The organism is Rugamonas apoptosis (assembly GCF_014042355.1).
GTDB classification, from domain to species: Bacteria; Pseudomonadota; Gammaproteobacteria; order Burkholderiales; family Burkholderiaceae_D; genus Rugamonas; species Rugamonas apoptosis.
The window spans coordinates 96,233-110,336 of record NZ_JACEZU010000004.1; the positions used below are offsets into that span (position 1 = coordinate 96,233).

At 64.7% G+C, this 14,104-nt stretch carries 15 protein-coding genes; 3 read left to right on the plus strand and 12 right to left on the minus strand.

Annotation, left to right across the window (positions count from 1 at the left end; genetic code table 11):
- Window positions 1-8 precede the first annotated feature (8 nt).
- From H3H39_RS09730 to queE, 5 genes are all read right to left on the minus strand, one after another.
- Window positions 9-953 (minus strand): alpha/beta fold hydrolase, encoded by a 945-nt coding sequence (locus H3H39_RS09730; protein ID WP_182153176.1) that lies wholly within the window; start codon window positions 951-953, stop codon window positions 9-11.
- 10 nt (window positions 954-963) lie between these two features.
- Window positions 964-1,788, minus strand: a complete 825-nt coding sequence (locus H3H39_RS09735; protein WP_182153177.1) for an esterase/lipase family protein — start codon at window positions 1,786-1,788, stop codon at window positions 964-966.
- Between the two features lie 92 nt (window positions 1,789-1,880).
- The gene (gene tadA / locus H3H39_RS09740; protein WP_229217957.1) at window positions 1,881-2,411 is read right to left on the minus strand and encodes a tRNA adenosine(34) deaminase TadA; all 531 of its coding nucleotides are present in this window, start codon (window positions 2,409-2,411) and stop codon (window positions 1,881-1,883) included.
- Window positions 2,404-2,850: a 6-carboxytetrahydropterin synthase QueD gene (gene queD, locus H3H39_RS09745; RefSeq protein WP_182153178.1), complete on the minus strand. Its 447-nt coding sequence runs from the start codon at window positions 2,848-2,850 to the stop codon at window positions 2,404-2,406. The genes tadA and queD overlap by 8 nt, the downstream gene beginning before the upstream one ends.
- A 2-nt stretch (window positions 2,851-2,852) precedes the next feature.
- The gene (queE, locus tag H3H39_RS09750) at window positions 2,853-3,488 is read right to left on the minus strand and encodes a 7-carboxy-7-deazaguanine synthase (RefSeq protein ID WP_182153179.1); all 636 of its coding nucleotides are present in this window, start codon (window positions 3,486-3,488) and stop codon (window positions 2,853-2,855) included.
- Between the two features lie 232 nt (window positions 3,489-3,720).
- Between queE and H3H39_RS09755 the strand changes: the two genes are divergently transcribed.
- Together H3H39_RS09755 and H3H39_RS09760 are read left to right on the plus strand one after the other, a co-directional pair.
- Window positions 3,721-4,584 (plus strand): sensor histidine kinase, encoded by an 864-nt coding sequence (locus tag H3H39_RS09755; protein ID WP_182153180.1) that lies wholly within the window; start codon window positions 3,721-3,723, stop codon window positions 4,582-4,584.
- A gap of 64 nt (window positions 4,585-4,648) precedes the next feature.
- Window positions 4,649-5,662: a sensor domain-containing diguanylate cyclase gene (locus H3H39_RS09760; protein WP_182153181.1), complete on the plus strand. Its 1,014-nt coding sequence runs from the start codon at window positions 4,649-4,651 to the stop codon at window positions 5,660-5,662.
- Here H3H39_RS09760 and H3H39_RS09765 read toward each other — a convergent pair whose 3' ends face one another.
- Both H3H39_RS09765 and H3H39_RS09770 read right to left on the minus strand, forming a co-directional pair.
- The gene (locus H3H39_RS09765) at window positions 5,663-5,911 is read right to left on the minus strand and encodes a hypothetical protein (RefSeq protein WP_182153182.1); all 249 of its coding nucleotides are present in this window, start codon (window positions 5,909-5,911) and stop codon (window positions 5,663-5,665) included. It abuts the gene before it with no gap.
- Window positions 5,911-6,717: a DNA/RNA non-specific endonuclease gene (locus tag H3H39_RS09770; protein WP_182153183.1), complete on the minus strand. Its 807-nt coding sequence runs from the start codon at window positions 6,715-6,717 to the stop codon at window positions 5,911-5,913. The genes H3H39_RS09765 and H3H39_RS09770 overlap by 1 nt, the downstream gene beginning before the upstream one ends.
- A gap of 481 nt (window positions 6,718-7,198) precedes the next feature.
- Here H3H39_RS09770 and H3H39_RS09775 point away from each other — a divergent pair, with 481 nt between their 5' ends.
- Window positions 7,199-8,629 carry an aldehyde dehydrogenase family protein gene (locus H3H39_RS09775; RefSeq protein ID WP_182153184.1) on the plus strand — a complete coding sequence of 477 codons (1,431 nt, stop codon included), beginning with the start codon at window positions 7,199-7,201 and terminating at the stop codon, window positions 8,627-8,629.
- 60 nt (window positions 8,630-8,689) lie between these two features.
- Here H3H39_RS09775 and H3H39_RS09780 read toward each other — a convergent pair whose 3' ends face one another.
- From H3H39_RS09780 to H3H39_RS09800, 5 genes are all read right to left on the minus strand, one after another.
- Window positions 8,690-9,031, minus strand: a complete 342-nt coding sequence (locus H3H39_RS09780; protein ID WP_182153185.1) for a hypothetical protein — start codon at window positions 9,029-9,031, stop codon at window positions 8,690-8,692.
- Window positions 9,032-9,121: 90 nt separating this feature from the next.
- Entirely contained in the window at window positions 9,122-10,108 is a 987-nt protein-coding gene (locus H3H39_RS09785) for a response regulator (RefSeq protein WP_182153186.1), read from the minus strand.
- On the minus strand, window positions 10,105-11,223 hold the full coding sequence (locus H3H39_RS09790; protein WP_182153187.1) for a hybrid sensor histidine kinase/response regulator: 1,119 nt from the start codon (window positions 11,221-11,223) through the stop codon (window positions 10,105-10,107). Before H3H39_RS09790 ends, H3H39_RS09785 begins: the two co-directional genes overlap by 4 nt.
- Window positions 11,220-12,584, minus strand: a complete 1,365-nt coding sequence (locus tag H3H39_RS09795) for a sensor histidine kinase (RefSeq protein ID WP_182153188.1) — start codon at window positions 12,582-12,584, stop codon at window positions 11,220-11,222. Before H3H39_RS09795 ends, H3H39_RS09790 begins: the two co-directional genes overlap by 4 nt.
- Window positions 12,581-13,972 (minus strand): class I SAM-dependent methyltransferase, encoded by a 1,392-nt coding sequence (locus H3H39_RS09800; protein ID WP_182153189.1) that lies wholly within the window; start codon window positions 13,970-13,972, stop codon window positions 12,581-12,583. The genes H3H39_RS09795 and H3H39_RS09800 overlap by 4 nt, the downstream gene beginning before the upstream one ends.
- Between the last annotated feature and the right edge of the window lie 132 nt (window positions 13,973-14,104).

The following is a 14,104-nucleotide window of genomic DNA, read 5'->3' on the forward strand; positions in this document are numbered from 1 at the left end:
CGTCTCGATCAGTAGTGGGTGTCGCTGTCGGCCCGCCGGATCGACGGGGCCTTGTCGTTCGGCTCCATCTTACCGTGCAGGTGGGCGTCGATCAAGGCGATCAGGCGTTCGATCAATGGCGGCGGCAGGTCGTGTCCCATGCCTTCGATCACATACAGCGCGGCGTTGGGGATGGCCCGCGCCGTGTCCTCGCCGCAGGCCAGTGGCACCAGCGGATCTGCCGCGCCGTGGATCACCATGGTGGGGCAGCTGATCTTCTCAAGCAACGGCGTACGGTCGCCGCAGGCGATGACGGCCACGATTTGCCGCGCGATGCCATCCGGGCAGGTGTTACGGGCCAGCGCCGCCTCGATCCGGGTGCGCAGCAGCTTTTCTGGTGTGGGATAGGACGGGCTGCCGATGGCGCGCAGTGTCTGCACCATGCGTTCAATGACCAGCGCACGGTCGCGCGGATTGGCCGGCATGCGCATCATGGCCTTGCGCGCCACGGGCGTGGGACCCGGCAGGCCGCGCCGGCCGCTGCTCGACATGATGGACGTGAGGCTCAGCGTCCGCTCGGCATGGCGCGCGGCGAAGATCTGCCCGATCATGCCGCCCATCGAGGCGCCGATCACATGCGCCTTGGGCACCCCCAGGAAGTCCAGCAGGCCGCGCGCGTCGTCGGCCATGTCGTACAAGGTGTAGCCGGACTTGACGGGCCAGCGCACGAGGGTTTTCAGCCAGGTCAGGACCATGCTGGGCGCGCCATGCTGGCGCATCTTGCTCGACAGGCCACTGTCGCGGTTATCGAAACGGATCACGTAGTAGCCCTGCTCCACCAGTCCGTCGACAAAATCCTGCGGCCAACTGGTGAGCTGCATGCCCAGCCCCATCACCAGCAGCACCGGGGGATCGTGCGGGTCGCCGTGCGTTTCGTAGGCGATCGTGATGCCGTTTGCGAGCGCGGTAGCCACGGCGACTCCTTCAATATAGGCCGAACAGGGACTGGAACAGCGGGATGCGCTGCGGGTCCAGGTACAGCAGTTTCTTCAGGCCCGTGTGGGCCTCATGATCGAAGCGCTTCCACTGCCCTTCCGGCTGCGCCAGGCGGTCGGCGATGGCGTACAGCGCCGAGGGATTGGCGCCCATGCCCACATGGCTGGCATGCACTTCGATGTTCTCGGAGGTGGCCGTTTCCTCCTCCATGCTGCAGTGCCACGCCACCACGCCGTCGGTGCGGCTGAAGATGGACGTGGTGGGCATGGGCGGGCGCTCGCGCAAGGCGGCGAAGCGCTCGGCGTCGATCTCCTTTTCGCCCGACACCAGTTGATACACGCGCCACGCGTTGGTGGCCTTGTGGCTGCCGGTGAACGGTGAACCGAGCGTGACGACGCTGCGTACGTCGTCCGGCAGCATCTTGGCCAGTTCGCGTGCGTACACGCCACCCAGGCTCCAGCCCACCAGGCTCACGGTACGGCCCGAGCCGGCCCGCAGTTGACGGATTTTCTCCAGGCACGCTTCCAGCACGCCGGGCCTGGGTCCGAAATTCAAGCCCTGTTCCCAGGCGTGGACGGCAAAGCCGCGGTCGGTCAGGAAGTGGCGGATCACCAGCGTGGTGAAATCGCCCGCCCCCAGGCCGGGCAAGACCATCACAGGATGGCCGTCGCCCTCCGGGGCAATACGCATGAAGGGATAGGCGGCCAGTGCGGCGCCCAGTTCCCATGGCGCGCGCATCTCCAGCGCCAACCGCAAGATACCTGGTGCGTTGTCGTTTTCCAAAGCTTGCGTTTCGGTCTTACGCTGTCCCATCAAAGCTCCCGGCGATATGGTTTTAGCATACCATTTTTACTGGGAGCACGAAACGGCGCACCGTTGGATGGCGCGCGCCCGTTTGGCGGAGGTCAGCCGGCGTTGGCGTTGGCCGCTTTGCGGGCCTCGGCCGCGGCGGCCCGGCGGGCCGCGAAGAATTGCCTGAGCATGGTGCCGCACTCATCGGCCAGCACGCCGCCGGCGATGGCCGTGTGATGGTTGAGCTGGACCTGGTCGTACAGGTTGACGACGGAGCCGCCGGCGCCCGTCTTGGGGTCCGCTGCGCCGTACACCACGCGCGCCAGCCGCGCATGCATCATGGCGCCCGAGCACATCACGCACGGTTCCAGCGTGACGTACAGCTCACAACCGGGCAGACGGTAATTGCCCAGCGCTTCGGCGGCGGCCCGCAAGGCCACGATTTCCGCATGCGCGGTCGGGTCGTGCTGGCCGATCGGGCGGTTATAGCCGCGCGCGATCACCACGCCATCCTTGACCACCACGGCGCCCACCGGCACCTCGCCCTCGTCCCACGCGAACTGGGCCTGGGCCAGGGCCTGGCGCATGAAGTCCAGTTCCTCGGGCGTGGCTTGATGCGCCACGGGGGCCAGCGTATCAGGCATCGGTGATCTCTGCCCAGCAGTTCGGGGTTTCATGCAGCACCAGCTTGTGCAGGTGCAGGCCGGTGCCGAAACGGTCCTTGTAGGCCGCCTTCAGGATGTCGAACGCCACCTGGGCCAGGTTCTCCACCGTCGGGATACGGTCGATCACCACCGTCTTGTGGTTGGGCAGCGTGGCCAGGAAATCGCGCACGGCCGCGTCCTTCTCGTACACGATGAAGGCGTGGTCCCACACGTCGACCAGATGTTCCTTGGCCAGCGCCTTGATGTCGGAGAAGTCCATGATCATGCCGTTGTCGGAATTGCCTTCGACGGAAATGACCTGGCCCGTCAACGTGATTTCCAGCGTGTAGCGGTGGCCGTGCAGGTTGCGGCACTGGCTCTTGTGATCGGGAATACGGTGGCCGGCGTCGAATTCGAGCTTGCGGGTAATAGTCAGCATTGTTATGGTATTTGTAAAAGTTTATGGGTTTGCAGGCTCAGTTTCCACTTGGGGCGGCGCTTGCAGGTGTCGATCGCCAGCTTGGTGTTGAACTCGGCCAGCGGGCCATCCATGGGCTGCACGAAGAAGTGCTCGAACGCCAGTCCTTCGTAGGCGGCCAGGTCCTGGTCCGTCTGCGGAATCACTACCTTGATCTCGTTGCCCCGTTGCACGGCCAGTTGCGAGCCCATCTTGGGGCTGACGCAGACCCAGTCCACGCCCGGCGGCACTGACAGGGTGCCGTTGGTTTCGATCGCGATTTCAAAACCGGCGCCGTGCATGGCGTCGATCAGCGGTCCGTCCAGTTGCAGCAGCGGTTCGCCGCCCGTGAACACGACATACTTGTGGGAAGGATAGTCGGCCGGCCACAGTGCGCCGATGGCCGCGGCCAGCTCGGCCGGGGTGGCGAACTTGCCGCCGCCCTCGCCGTCCGTGCCCACGAAGTCGGTGTCGCAGAACTGGCAGATGGCGCTGGCGCGGTCGCTTTCGCGGCCGGTCCACAGGTTGCAGCCCGAAAAGCGGCAGAATACGGCGGGCCGCCCCGCATGGGCGCCTTCGCCCTGCAGGGTGTAAAACATTTCTTTGATGCTGTAAGTCACAACGTTTCCTCGACTGACCGGCTGCGTACGGCGCGCAAACTCCGGTTGACAACCCTCCATTATAAGCGAGCCGGACGCCGCGCAGGAATTTACCGGCGCGCCCAATCACAATTTGCTTTGCTCGCTGTAAAGATTTGACTTTTCACAACGCCTACCGACCGGCGCCGCGATATGTTGTCACAGTGCACCAGCCAAAATCCCGCTGTGACATCCGTTTGGAGCTTTGCACCTTATGAAATACGCTGCCCAGTCCTTGCATGTGGACCTGATCACCGCCGGCGCGCTCATGCTGACCCTCATCGCGCTGGCCTTGCTGTGGCGCCAACGCCGCCTGCGCTGCGCCGTGGAACGGCTGCAACAGGCGCTGGCGACCGAACAGGGTGCGCGCGCCGAGGCCGAACTGCGCGCGCTCGAACAACGCACCCACGTATGCCAATTGCTGGCGCAACAGGACAACGTGCTGGAACTGGAACGCCAGCGCATCGCGCGTGACATCCACGACGACCTGGGCCAGAACCTGCTGGCGCTGAAAATGGATCTCGCCGTCCTCAGCCGTGGCCAACCTCGGTTGCAGGCGCAGTTGCACCAGATTGAAGCCCACATCACGGCCAGCATCCGCTCGCTGCGCGTCATCATCCACGACCTGCGGCCCGAACCCCTCAATCACGGCCTGCGCAGCGCCGTTGAAAGCCAGGTCACCCAGTTCTCCCGCCTGAGCGGCATCGCCTGCCGGCTGGACGCCGACCAGCAGGTGTACAACGCCGCACCCGGCGCCAAGGTGGACGCGGCCTTGTTCCGCGTGCTGCAGGAATCGCCGAGCAACATCGCCCGCCACGCCAATGCCACCCAGGTCGACATCGCGCTGCGCCGTCATCCCGGCAGCTTGATGCTGACCGTCAGCGACAACGGCGTTGGCCTGCCTGCCCGATCGCCACGGGGCGGCAATGGCCTGAGCGGCATCGCCGACCGCGTGGCGCGCGCCGGCGGGCAATTCCACGTCGCCAGCCGGCCCGGCCAGGGCACGGCCCTGTCCATGTCCTTCCCCCTTTCGCTAGAGCAACATCAAACAGAAGATGTGTTACCCGAAGCAAAATGACCACCTTTCTCCAAGAGCCGGCGCCATGACCACACTACAGGCAGTACCCGCACAAGGATCGACCATGAACAACGTCCAAAAAATCCAGCAGGTCATGGAATTTCCGCCAGCCGAGCAGCAGCACGGTTTCGCGCTCAAGCTGATGGAATTGCTGGTCGTCCCCACCTTCGTGATCGATGCCGGCGGCAAGGTATTGATCTGGAACCGGGCCTGCGAACGCCTGACCGGGGTGCCGGCCTACGAGGTGCTGGGCACTGCCGAGCACTGGCGCAGCTTCTACGGCGAACGGCGCCCCACCCTGGCCGACTTGGTGATCCAGGGCCGCACGGGCGAATTGCACACGCTGTACGACCAGCACGCCCACCGCAGCGAGAGCGGCGAAAACCTGTGCGCGGAGAACTGGTGCGAAATGCCTCGCGTGGGCAAGCGGCGCTACCTGGCCGTCGATGCCAGCCCCATCTACGACGCCGAAGGCCATCTGGTGGCGGTGGTGGAAACGCTGCGCGATATGACGGATGAGAAACGGGCCCAGGTGGCGCTGGAACAACTGGCCACGCGCGACGGCCTGACCGGCCTGGCCAACCGGCGCTGCTTCGACGATACCCTGGCGGCAGAATGGCAACGAGCGCTGCGCCAGCAGCAGCCGCTGTCACTGCTGATGGTCGACGTCGACAACTTCAAGCAATACAACGACGCCTACGGCCACCTGGGCGGCGACGAATGCCTGCAACGGATCGCCAACGCGGTGGCCAGCGAAATGCGGGCCAACGACCTGGTGGCCCGCTACGGCGGCGAGGAGTTCGCCGTGATCCTGCCGAACCAGGCCCTGAAGGGGGCGGCCATTGTGGCCGAACGCATCCGCTGCCGGGTCGAACAGTTGCACTTGCCCAACCTGGGCAGCGACGCCCATGTGGTCACCGTCAGCATCGGCGCGGCCACCGGCCTGCCTTCCGTGGACACCGACCCCTGCCAACTGGTGGCGACGGCCGACTCGGCCCTGTACCGGGCCAAGCACATGGGCCGCAACCGCATCAGCCTGCCGCTGCAGGAACCGGATCCGGCCGCCAATCGGGCCTGATCAGTTGAAGGGATTGGCGACCGTTTTCACATCCGGCGGCGGCAAGGTGGCGGGCAAGTCCTGCGCCTCCAGCCGGGCCACCACGTCGCCCAGCACTTGCAGCAAGGCCCGCGCGTCGCGCAGACCTTGCTGGTCGGCCGTCAAGTCCACCTCACCGCTGACGGTGACGCGGTCTAGCCGGTTCTCGATGCACAGCTGGCCGATGTGCAGCACGTCGGCCTCGTTTGCATAGGGGACGAATTTCGGCATCACAGACTCCATGGATCACGTTTTTGTTTGCGCGGCTTCACGACCGGCAAGCGCAGCATCCGTTCCTTATCGTCGGCCGACAAGGATGGCATCAGGTTGATCCCGACCCGGCTCTCCAGTTCAGCGATGGACAGCGTTTCATATTCGCTGGTGGCGGCGTTGGCGATGAAGTAAGCGGCGCCAGCCCTCTGCCGCGGACTGTAGACCAGTTTATACAAATGGCTGGGGACCAGCACGTTGCCGATCTTCTGCAGATTACCACCAATGAAAGCCGGTCCGGTGATCACGTACAGATCGCCCTCCTTTTTCGCCATCTTGCGTACCGCCCCTTCAATGCCGGCCCACACGTGACGGTTATTGTCGCCGTTTTGCGGCACCATATTGGCCAGCGTGAAGCTCTCGTGCTGGGACTCGCGGTCCGGCATATCGCCGTTGGGCGACATGTGGCCACGGTCGAAACCGCTGCGCGCGTAATCGGCCAACTCGGCCCGCTGGCTGGAGGGCAATTGCGGTTCCGCATGGAAGGAATCTTCGCGCGACAGATTCTGGGCAGCCACGATGTTATCGGCCGTCAAGTGCTCAGCCGACCACAGCGGCGTACGCGTGAGGCCCGAATGCATGACGCCAAACACGCCGAAGCACAGCTCGCGCGTGGCGGTATTCATCTTCTCATTGCGGATTTCCGGCGAGCGGCCATCGACATAATGGGCGGGACAGGCACCGGCCAGGGCCAGGCTGGAGACGAGGGTGCCGCACGCGAAAACAGCGGCGGCCAGGGATTTCTGGATCAGGCTAGGGTGTTGCATGGTTCCTTCAGGAATGGACAAAAAATTCTATGCCGCACTCTATCAGACTGTGACCATATGCAACAAACGCCAAGCGTGCGCGGCCAGTTCATCGCGCCAACGGGGGCCGAGCGATGGCGCCATAAAAAAGGGCCGAACGCGAAGATTCGCGGCCGGCCCATACTTTTTTTATTATTGGCAGTGCAGGCGACTCCGGCCACGGGAACCGGGTCAGCCTTTGTTTTTCTTGTTGTCCCTTGTCTTGCTGCCAAACTTGCAGTTAAGCAAGTCATCTTGGCTGGATGGCAAGAATAGTATTTAGTGTAGCGCGCTTTCGGGCTGAACTGTAACGAATTCTCTCGGTTTGTTCCAAACAACAACAGTCGGTCATGCGCGCCCCCGGCCCGACCGCTAAAACAATGAGCAATCTTGCCTGTGGCGTAACGGCAAGAAAAGAGGATAATGCGGGCACCCCCACTTCATTCACCACAAGCGGAGTACCATGAAACACAACTATATCAACGGCGCATGGGTCGAAGGAGCAAGCTCTGCCGCCAACATCAATCCCTCCAATACGGACGACGTGATCGGCCACTATGCCCAGGCGGACGCGCAGCAGGCGCAACTGGCCATCGCCGCCGCCGCCGCAGCTGCGCCGGGCTGGGCCTTGTCCAACGTCCAGATGCGGGCCGACGCGCTCGACAAGATCGGCAGCGAGATCCTGGCCCGCAAGGAAGAGCTGGGCACCCTGCTGTCGCGCGAGGAAGGCAAGACCAAGCCCGAAGGCATAGGCGAAGCGGCCCGCGCCGGTGCCATCTTCAAGTTCTTCGCCCAGGAATGCCTGCGCCTGCGCGGCGACAAACTGCCGTCCGTGCGTCCCAACCTGGACGTGGAAATTACCCGCGAGCCGGTCGGCGTGGTGGGCATCATCGCCCCATGGAACTTCCCGATCGCCATTCCGGCCTGGAAAATCGCCCCGGCCCTGGCCTACGGCAACTGCGTGCTGATCAAGCCGGCCGAACTGGTGCCGGGCAGCGCCTGGGCGCTGGCCGAGATCATCAGCCGTGCCGGCCTGCCGCCGGGCGTGTTCAACCTCGTGATGGGACGCGGCAGCGTGGTCGGCCAGGCCTTCCTGAACGACCGCCGCGTGAACGCGATCAGCTTCACCGGTTCCGTCGCCACCGGCGGCAAAGTCGCGCAAGCGGCCATGACGCGCATGGCCAAGGTGCAGATCGAAATGGGCGGCAAGAATCCGCTGGTGGTGTTGAACGACGCCGACCTGGCCACGGCCGTCAACTGCGCCGTGCAGGGCTCGTTCTTCTCGACCGGCCAGCGTTGCACCGCGTCCAGCCGCCTGATCGTGGAAAAAGGCATCTACCCGGCCTTCGTGGCTGCCGTGAAGGAGAAGATGGCCGCCCTGACCATCGGCGACGCGTTGGCCGCCGGCACCGACATCGGCCCCGTGGTGGACGCCAGCCAACTGGAGCAGGACTTGGAATACATCCGCATCGGCCTCGATGAAGGCGCCACGCTGACCTTCGGCGGCGAGCGGGTATCGTGCGCCACGCCAGGGTTCTTCCTGCGTCCTGCCCTGTTCACCGACTGCAGCAACGACATGCGCATCAGCCGCGAGGAAATCTTCGGCCCCGTGGCCAGCGTGATTCCGGCCGATAACTATGAGCACGCGCTGGCCCTCGCCAACGACACGGAGTTCGGCCTGTCGAGCGGCATCTGCACCACCTCGCTCAAGCACGCCACCCACTTCAAGCGCCACGCCCAGGCTGGCATGGTGATGTTGAACGTGCCGACGGCCGGCGTGGACTACCACGTGCCGTTTGGCGGTACCAAGGGTTCCAGCTACGGTTCGCGCGAACAGGGCACGTACGCGGCCGAGTTCTTCACGACCGTCAAGACCACTTACTGCGGCGTGTGACGGGGGTGCGCCTGCGACGGCCCCGTCGCCGTCGCAAGCGCGCTCGCCCTCCCCTCGCCGTCAGCCCAGCCTGGCGTCGAGCGCTTCCAGCAGCCCTTTGCGCTTCTTGTGCCGGGCTTCGTGCGTGCGCACGCGCCTGAGCTCGGACAGCGACAGCCCGTCCAGCTGGCGCTGCACCTGCTCGGCCGTCAGTTCCTCGTAATTGGCGATGGGCAGCGCCCGTTCAGGCGCCGTCGCATGGTGGGCCTGTTCCGCTACCGTTTCGCCGGACGCGGCGCGCTGCTTGTTGACGATGCGGGCGGCGACTTCCTCCTCCCGCCCCGCATACCGGCCTTGCTGCCGGAACTTGCGCTCCAGCTCCTTGAATTCGCGTTCCCGCTTGGCATTCGCACCTTTCGGCATGACGCACCTCCCTCGCAATGTGCCAGGAAGCCCCCATGCTATGCCATCGCCACGCCGGCCGGCGCACCGGTGGGCGCGCCGGCGCCGGCATTACAGCTGGTCGATCCAGACCGCCAGTTGGGCCGCGCCGAACTCGGGATCGGCCACGGTGATCTGGCAATGCAGCACGGCGCCATCGGCCATCAATTGCATGCCGTGGCCGCGGCGGCCCAGCCACAGCAGGCAGGCCAGCCAGCTCGCATGGGTGGCCGATGGCGCAGCCTGGGTCGGCAGGGCGAGGAATTCCATCAGCGTGGCCGGCTGCACGAACATGCCGCGCGATGGCCCCGTCGCTTCGAAGGTGGGGCCGAAATACTCGGCCAGCAGCAACAGCACCTGTTCCGGCTCGTTGCTGGGGCAGCGTTGTTCGATACGGGCCAGCTGGCTGCGCACGGCGTCGCCCAGCGCGGCGCAGCGCATCACTTCCGAACCGGTCAGGTCGGAAAAGTCGTACATCAGCCAGTCCGGCTCCATCCCTTCCAGTCCGGCGCACATGGCGGCGGCCAGGCTCGCTTCGACAGCCACGTGGCCCCCCCGGTCGCTCAGGCCGGCGCACAGGGTGTACAGCATGGCGACCCGGTTGGCCAGCGTTTGCCGTTGCCGCACCAGCAGTTTCTCGCGCAGTAACTGGTTGTGGTCCTTGCGCAGCTGGGCCATGTCCAGCGCCTGCTTGAGTTCCATGCGCAGCGCGGAAATGTCCCACGGTTTCTGGATGTAGCGGTGGATCTGGCCCTGGTTGACGGCTTCCACCGTCTGCTCCAGCTCGGAATAGGCGGTGGTCAGGATGCGGACGATGTGCGGATGGCGATCCCATGCGTAGAACAGCAGTTCATTGCCGTTGGCGCCAGGCATGCGCTGGTCCGACACCAGCACGGCCAGCGTGTCGGCATGGGCGTCGAGCATGCGCTTGCCCTCCTCGACCGATTCGGCCGTGATGACGTTGGCCAACGCGCCCAGGGCACGCTGGAAATATTTGAGCGCGGTCGCTTCATCGTCGACATACAGGATGGTCGGTGCCTGCGTTGCGAAATCGCTCATACAAGTTCCTTTTCGATTGCTGGGAAATTCAAAGTAACGGTGGTGTAGCGTCCGGGTCTGGATTGCACCACGATATTGCCGCCAAACGATTGCATGATGCGCTGGCAGAAGATCAACCCCCAGCCATTGCCGCCATTGTGGGCATGGGTGGTGACGGGGTCAACCAGTAGCCGGGCCAGGATGTCGGGCGGGATGCCGGGACCGTTATCGCTGATGCTGATGTGCGGCGTGCCGTCGACCAGCACGCTGAAGCGTAGCGCCGCATCGGCTCGGCCTTCGAGCGCGCGCAGCGCATTGCTCATGATGGACGACAGCACCAGCGCCACGCAATTGGGCAGCGCCATGACCAGGAAGTCCTGCTGCACATCGGTCTGTATCATCTGGCGCTGGTCGGCCGTGAACGGATAGGCGTTCAGCAAGGCCGCCAGCAACTGCCCGGCACTTTGGCCGCTGCGCGGCGCCTCCGGCGGCAGCGAACCGTTGGCCAGCTTGACGGATTCGACGAAGCTGCTCAACACCGACAAGCAATAGCGCGCGTTATCGTGAATCAGGGTGGCGGCGTGGCCGATCTGCTCCAGTGGCTGGGCCGGGTCGGCGCCGGCCGTGCGGCGGGCGATGCCGCGCGCGAAGTTGCCGATCGTGGCCAGCGGCGTGTTCAGTTCATGCGCCAGGAAAGCCAGCGTTTCCTCGATGGCCAGCAGGTTGTCGCGCCGCGACTGCCGTTCGCGCGCCCGTTCGCTGGCCTGGCGCAGCGCCAGCCGCAACTGGTACAGGTCGAGCGGCTTTTCCAGCACGCGGAACACTTCAGCGCCATTGATACTGTCGAGCAGCACGTCCTTGTCCGCATAGGCCGTCACCATCATGCACACCATGTGCGGGAAGTGCTGGTTCACATAGCGCAGCAGGATGCTGCCGACCCGGCCCGGCATGCGGTAATCCGTCACCAGCACGCTGATACTGTGGCCGGGCGTGGCCAGGATGGCCATGGCATGGTCCACGCCGCCGGCCGTCACCACCTGGTAGTCGTCGGCCATGGCGCGCTCGAAATACTTGCAGGCCAGTTCCTCGTCGTCCACGTACAGGACGGTGGCGGGATGGGTCGCTGTGTGCATCATCGTTGTTCCGTTTCGGCGCGTGGCAGGTCAAAGATCATCTTGGTCCACTCGCCGACGACGCTCTCGGCCAGCAGGACGCCGCCGTGGCGTTCGATCACGCGGTAGCTGATGCTGAGGCCCAGCCCCAGGCCCTGCCCCACTTCACGGGTGGTGAAGAAGGGTTCGAACACGCGCGCCAGTTGTTCATCCGGAATGCCGGGCCCGTTGTCGCGCACGGTCACGCGCAGCCGCTGGCCTTCCCAGGCGGCCGTGATGACCAGTTCGTGCGGGCGCTTGCCGGCCTTGCGCATGGCCATCACGGCATTGCTGAACAGGTTGATCAGCACGCCGATGATAGCCGCCTCGTCGCCCCGCACCAGCGTATCGGGCGGCAATTCGCGCTCCACCTTGATGTCCTTGAGCTCATGGCCGATCAAGCGGATGGCCGCACCGAGCGCGCGTTCGAACAGGAAATGGGCGCTCAGCAGCTGGTCGCCGTGCTTGCGGTAAGCGAAGGTTTTCAAGTCCGACACGATGTGCTGCACCCGCAGCATGCCCTGCCTGGCATCGGCCAGGCATTCCGTCAACAGCGGGCTGGTGCGCGACACCGGATCCTCGGCGGCCAGATCGATGGCCATCAGGCAGAAGTTCACCGGGTTGTTCACCTCGTGCATCAAGCCGGCCGACAGCGTGCCCAAGGCCGCCATTTTTTCCTGCTGCAGCATCTGGCCCTTGATGTCGGCCAGGCTCTTGTTGGTCAGTTCCAGTTCACGGTTCTTCTGCGCCACCTCGGCCTTGAGGTTGAACAGCAGGTAGCGGGCGCGCTCATTGTAGACGGTGAACACGGCGCTGATAGCGGCCGACATCAGCAGGAACATGGAATTGACGACAAACGGCCCGTGCAGTTCGAAACTGACGGGATGGCGGGCGCAGGCGGCCGCGTATAACAGGTAGCTGACGCCGCCGAACACGATGTTCTGCCACAGGCCGAACGCCAGCACGATGCCCGACGAGTAGATCGCCAGCGTCAAGCCCGCGTAATAGATGGAGGCAGCGCCCTCGGTGGCGGCGATCATGGCGGCGATCATCAATTGCGGCACCAGCAGCCAGCCAAAGGTCAGCCATTGAATATTGCGCTTGCCCCAGTCGGTCCCCATGAGGAACAGGACGGCGGCCATCAGCGCCGAGGCCAGCAAACGCCAGCCCGCGAAGCTGGCTTGCCACTCCGGATACATGGCGTGGTCCAGCCCCACGCCCAGCAACACCAGCACGATGCCCGTGCGCAGGCCGGCGCGGCTGAATTCCAGCCGGAAGTGGCGCAAGGCCGTCTCGTAGCTTTCCTCAGGTATCAGCACCACACCGTCCGGCAATCGGGCCGTCATGCGATGCGCATTTCGGCGAACAGGTTGACGCCGGTCGCGTCCACAAAAATCCTGCGCTCGCGCGACTGCGGCGGCAGCAGCTTTTCCAGCCCCGCCTCGTTACGGTAGATCAGATGCCACTCCAATAAGTGCTCCATGCCGAACTTGCCCGGATTGTCGGAGTGCACATTGGTCACCAGCAGCTTGCCGCCGGGCCGGATGCGGCTGGCGAAATGGGCCATCAGGCGCGCACACACCTTGTCGGACAGGTAGTCGAACAGGCCGGCGCAATAGACGGCGTCGAATTCGGCCGTGCGTTCAGCGGCCGGGCCGGCGCGGCGTTTCAACAACTGGTGGACGGAATCCTGCACATAGGTGATCTCCACTGGATACGCGCTGCGGGCGGCCCGCTTGCTCAGCTGGCCGCGCGTCCAGTCCAGCGTCTCGGCACTGAAGTCGAGCAGCTCGAATTGCAGCAGCTGCGGGTCCGGATAGGTATCGAGGAAACGCTGCACTTCCACCGCCGGGCCGCAACCGATGTTGAGGATACGCATGGGGCGGCCCAGCTGGCGCGCCCCGTCGGCCACGCCCTTGAGGAATTCGACCAGGATATCGATGCGGTTGCGGTGCGCCGCCGCCACGGCCGTCTGCAGGAAGGCCGTATTGACGATCTGAAAATAAGTGTTCGGCCCCTGGCGCGGATCGTCCAGGATCTGGTTCACCATCTGGTAGTCGCCCGCATAACCGAGCGGCTTGGTATAGGTGCGGAATACGAACGGCGCGCGCAGGGTCAAGGGATGCAGCGCCGACTGGCAGAATGCGCGGTGCGCCGGCGCCAGTTCCGGTTCGATGATGGCCGCCTCGTGTTCCAGCCGCTCCAGATAGGACAGGGTCTTGTCCATGAACGGGCTGGCCAGCTCGTAGAACAGGTCCTCGCGCAGCACGCCGTCGACCTTGGGCAGGTTGCCGGCCAGGTCCACCTGGTCGACCCAGCGCGACACATCGGACAGGAAGGTGCGCATCTCATTGACGACGGCCTGGTAATCGCGGCCGATGCGGTAGCGGTCGCTCCATTCGCGCACGAAACCGGCCGCCTCGGCGCCCACGGCGCCCGGCACCAGCGTCAGGTCACCGAGCTCGCACCATTCATCCACCAGCGTCAGCGACACCATGGCCGTCAGGCCCGTGTTGACCATGCTGACCACCAGCGCCCGGCCGCAATAGGCGACCCGGGTGCCGATGCGCACGGTGAGCTCGGACAACACCTCGCTCACTTGCAGGATGAAATCTGGATTATAGATTTCCATCACCAGCGCCATGCGCTGCACATTCACCAGCGTACCCCGTACGGACTGGCCCTGCGCATTGCGGAAACTGACCAAAGGATCGATTTGCGATTGTGAATACACGGTTCGGCGTCTTCAAATGGCCGGCGGGCCGCAACGGCATACCGGCAGGGTTAAAGCCAGGCTGGCACCGGCAACGCCACCGGCCACCCGCCGCTCTTTTCTGTCCCGCATCCTTCACACGCGCTGCGGTGC

Coding starts and splice junctions, on each gene's coding strand:
- H3H39_RS09735 (WP_182153177.1), bottom strand. CDS start 1,788: ATGGGACAGCGTAAGACCGAAACGCAAGCTTTGGAAAACGACAACGCA.
- tadA (WP_229217957.1), bottom strand. CDS start 2,411: ATGCCTGATACGCTGGCCCCCGTGGCGCATCAAGCCACGCCCGAGGAA.
- queD (WP_182153178.1), bottom strand. CDS start 2,850: ATGCTGACTATTACCCGCAAGCTCGAATTCGACGCCGGCCACCGTATT.
- H3H39_RS09755 (WP_182153180.1), top strand. CDS start 3,721: ATGAAATACGCTGCCCAGTCCTTGCATGTGGACCTGATCACCGCCGGC.
- H3H39_RS09760 (WP_182153181.1), top strand. CDS start 4,649: ATGAACAACGTCCAAAAAATCCAGCAGGTCATGGAATTTCCGCCAGCC.
- H3H39_RS09765 (WP_182153182.1), bottom strand. CDS start 5,911: ATGCCGAAATTCGTCCCCTATGCAAACGAGGCCGACGTGCTGCACATC.
- H3H39_RS09770 (WP_182153183.1), bottom strand. CDS start 6,717: ATGCAACACCCTAGCCTGATCCAGAAATCCCTGGCCGCCGCTGTTTTC.
- H3H39_RS09775 (WP_182153184.1), top strand. CDS start 7,199: ATGAAACACAACTATATCAACGGCGCATGGGTCGAAGGAGCAAGCTCT.
- H3H39_RS09780 (WP_182153185.1), bottom strand. CDS start 9,031: ATGCCGAAAGGTGCGAATGCCAAGCGGGAACGCGAATTCAAGGAGCTG.
- H3H39_RS09785 (WP_182153186.1), bottom strand. CDS start 10,108: ATGAGCGATTTCGCAACGCAGGCACCGACCATCCTGTATGTCGACGAT.
- H3H39_RS09790 (WP_182153187.1), bottom strand. CDS start 11,223: ATGATGCACACAGCGACCCATCCCGCCACCGTCCTGTACGTGGACGAC.
- H3H39_RS09795 (WP_182153188.1), bottom strand. CDS start 12,584: ATGACGGCCCGATTGCCGGACGGTGTGGTGCTGATACCTGAGGAAAGC.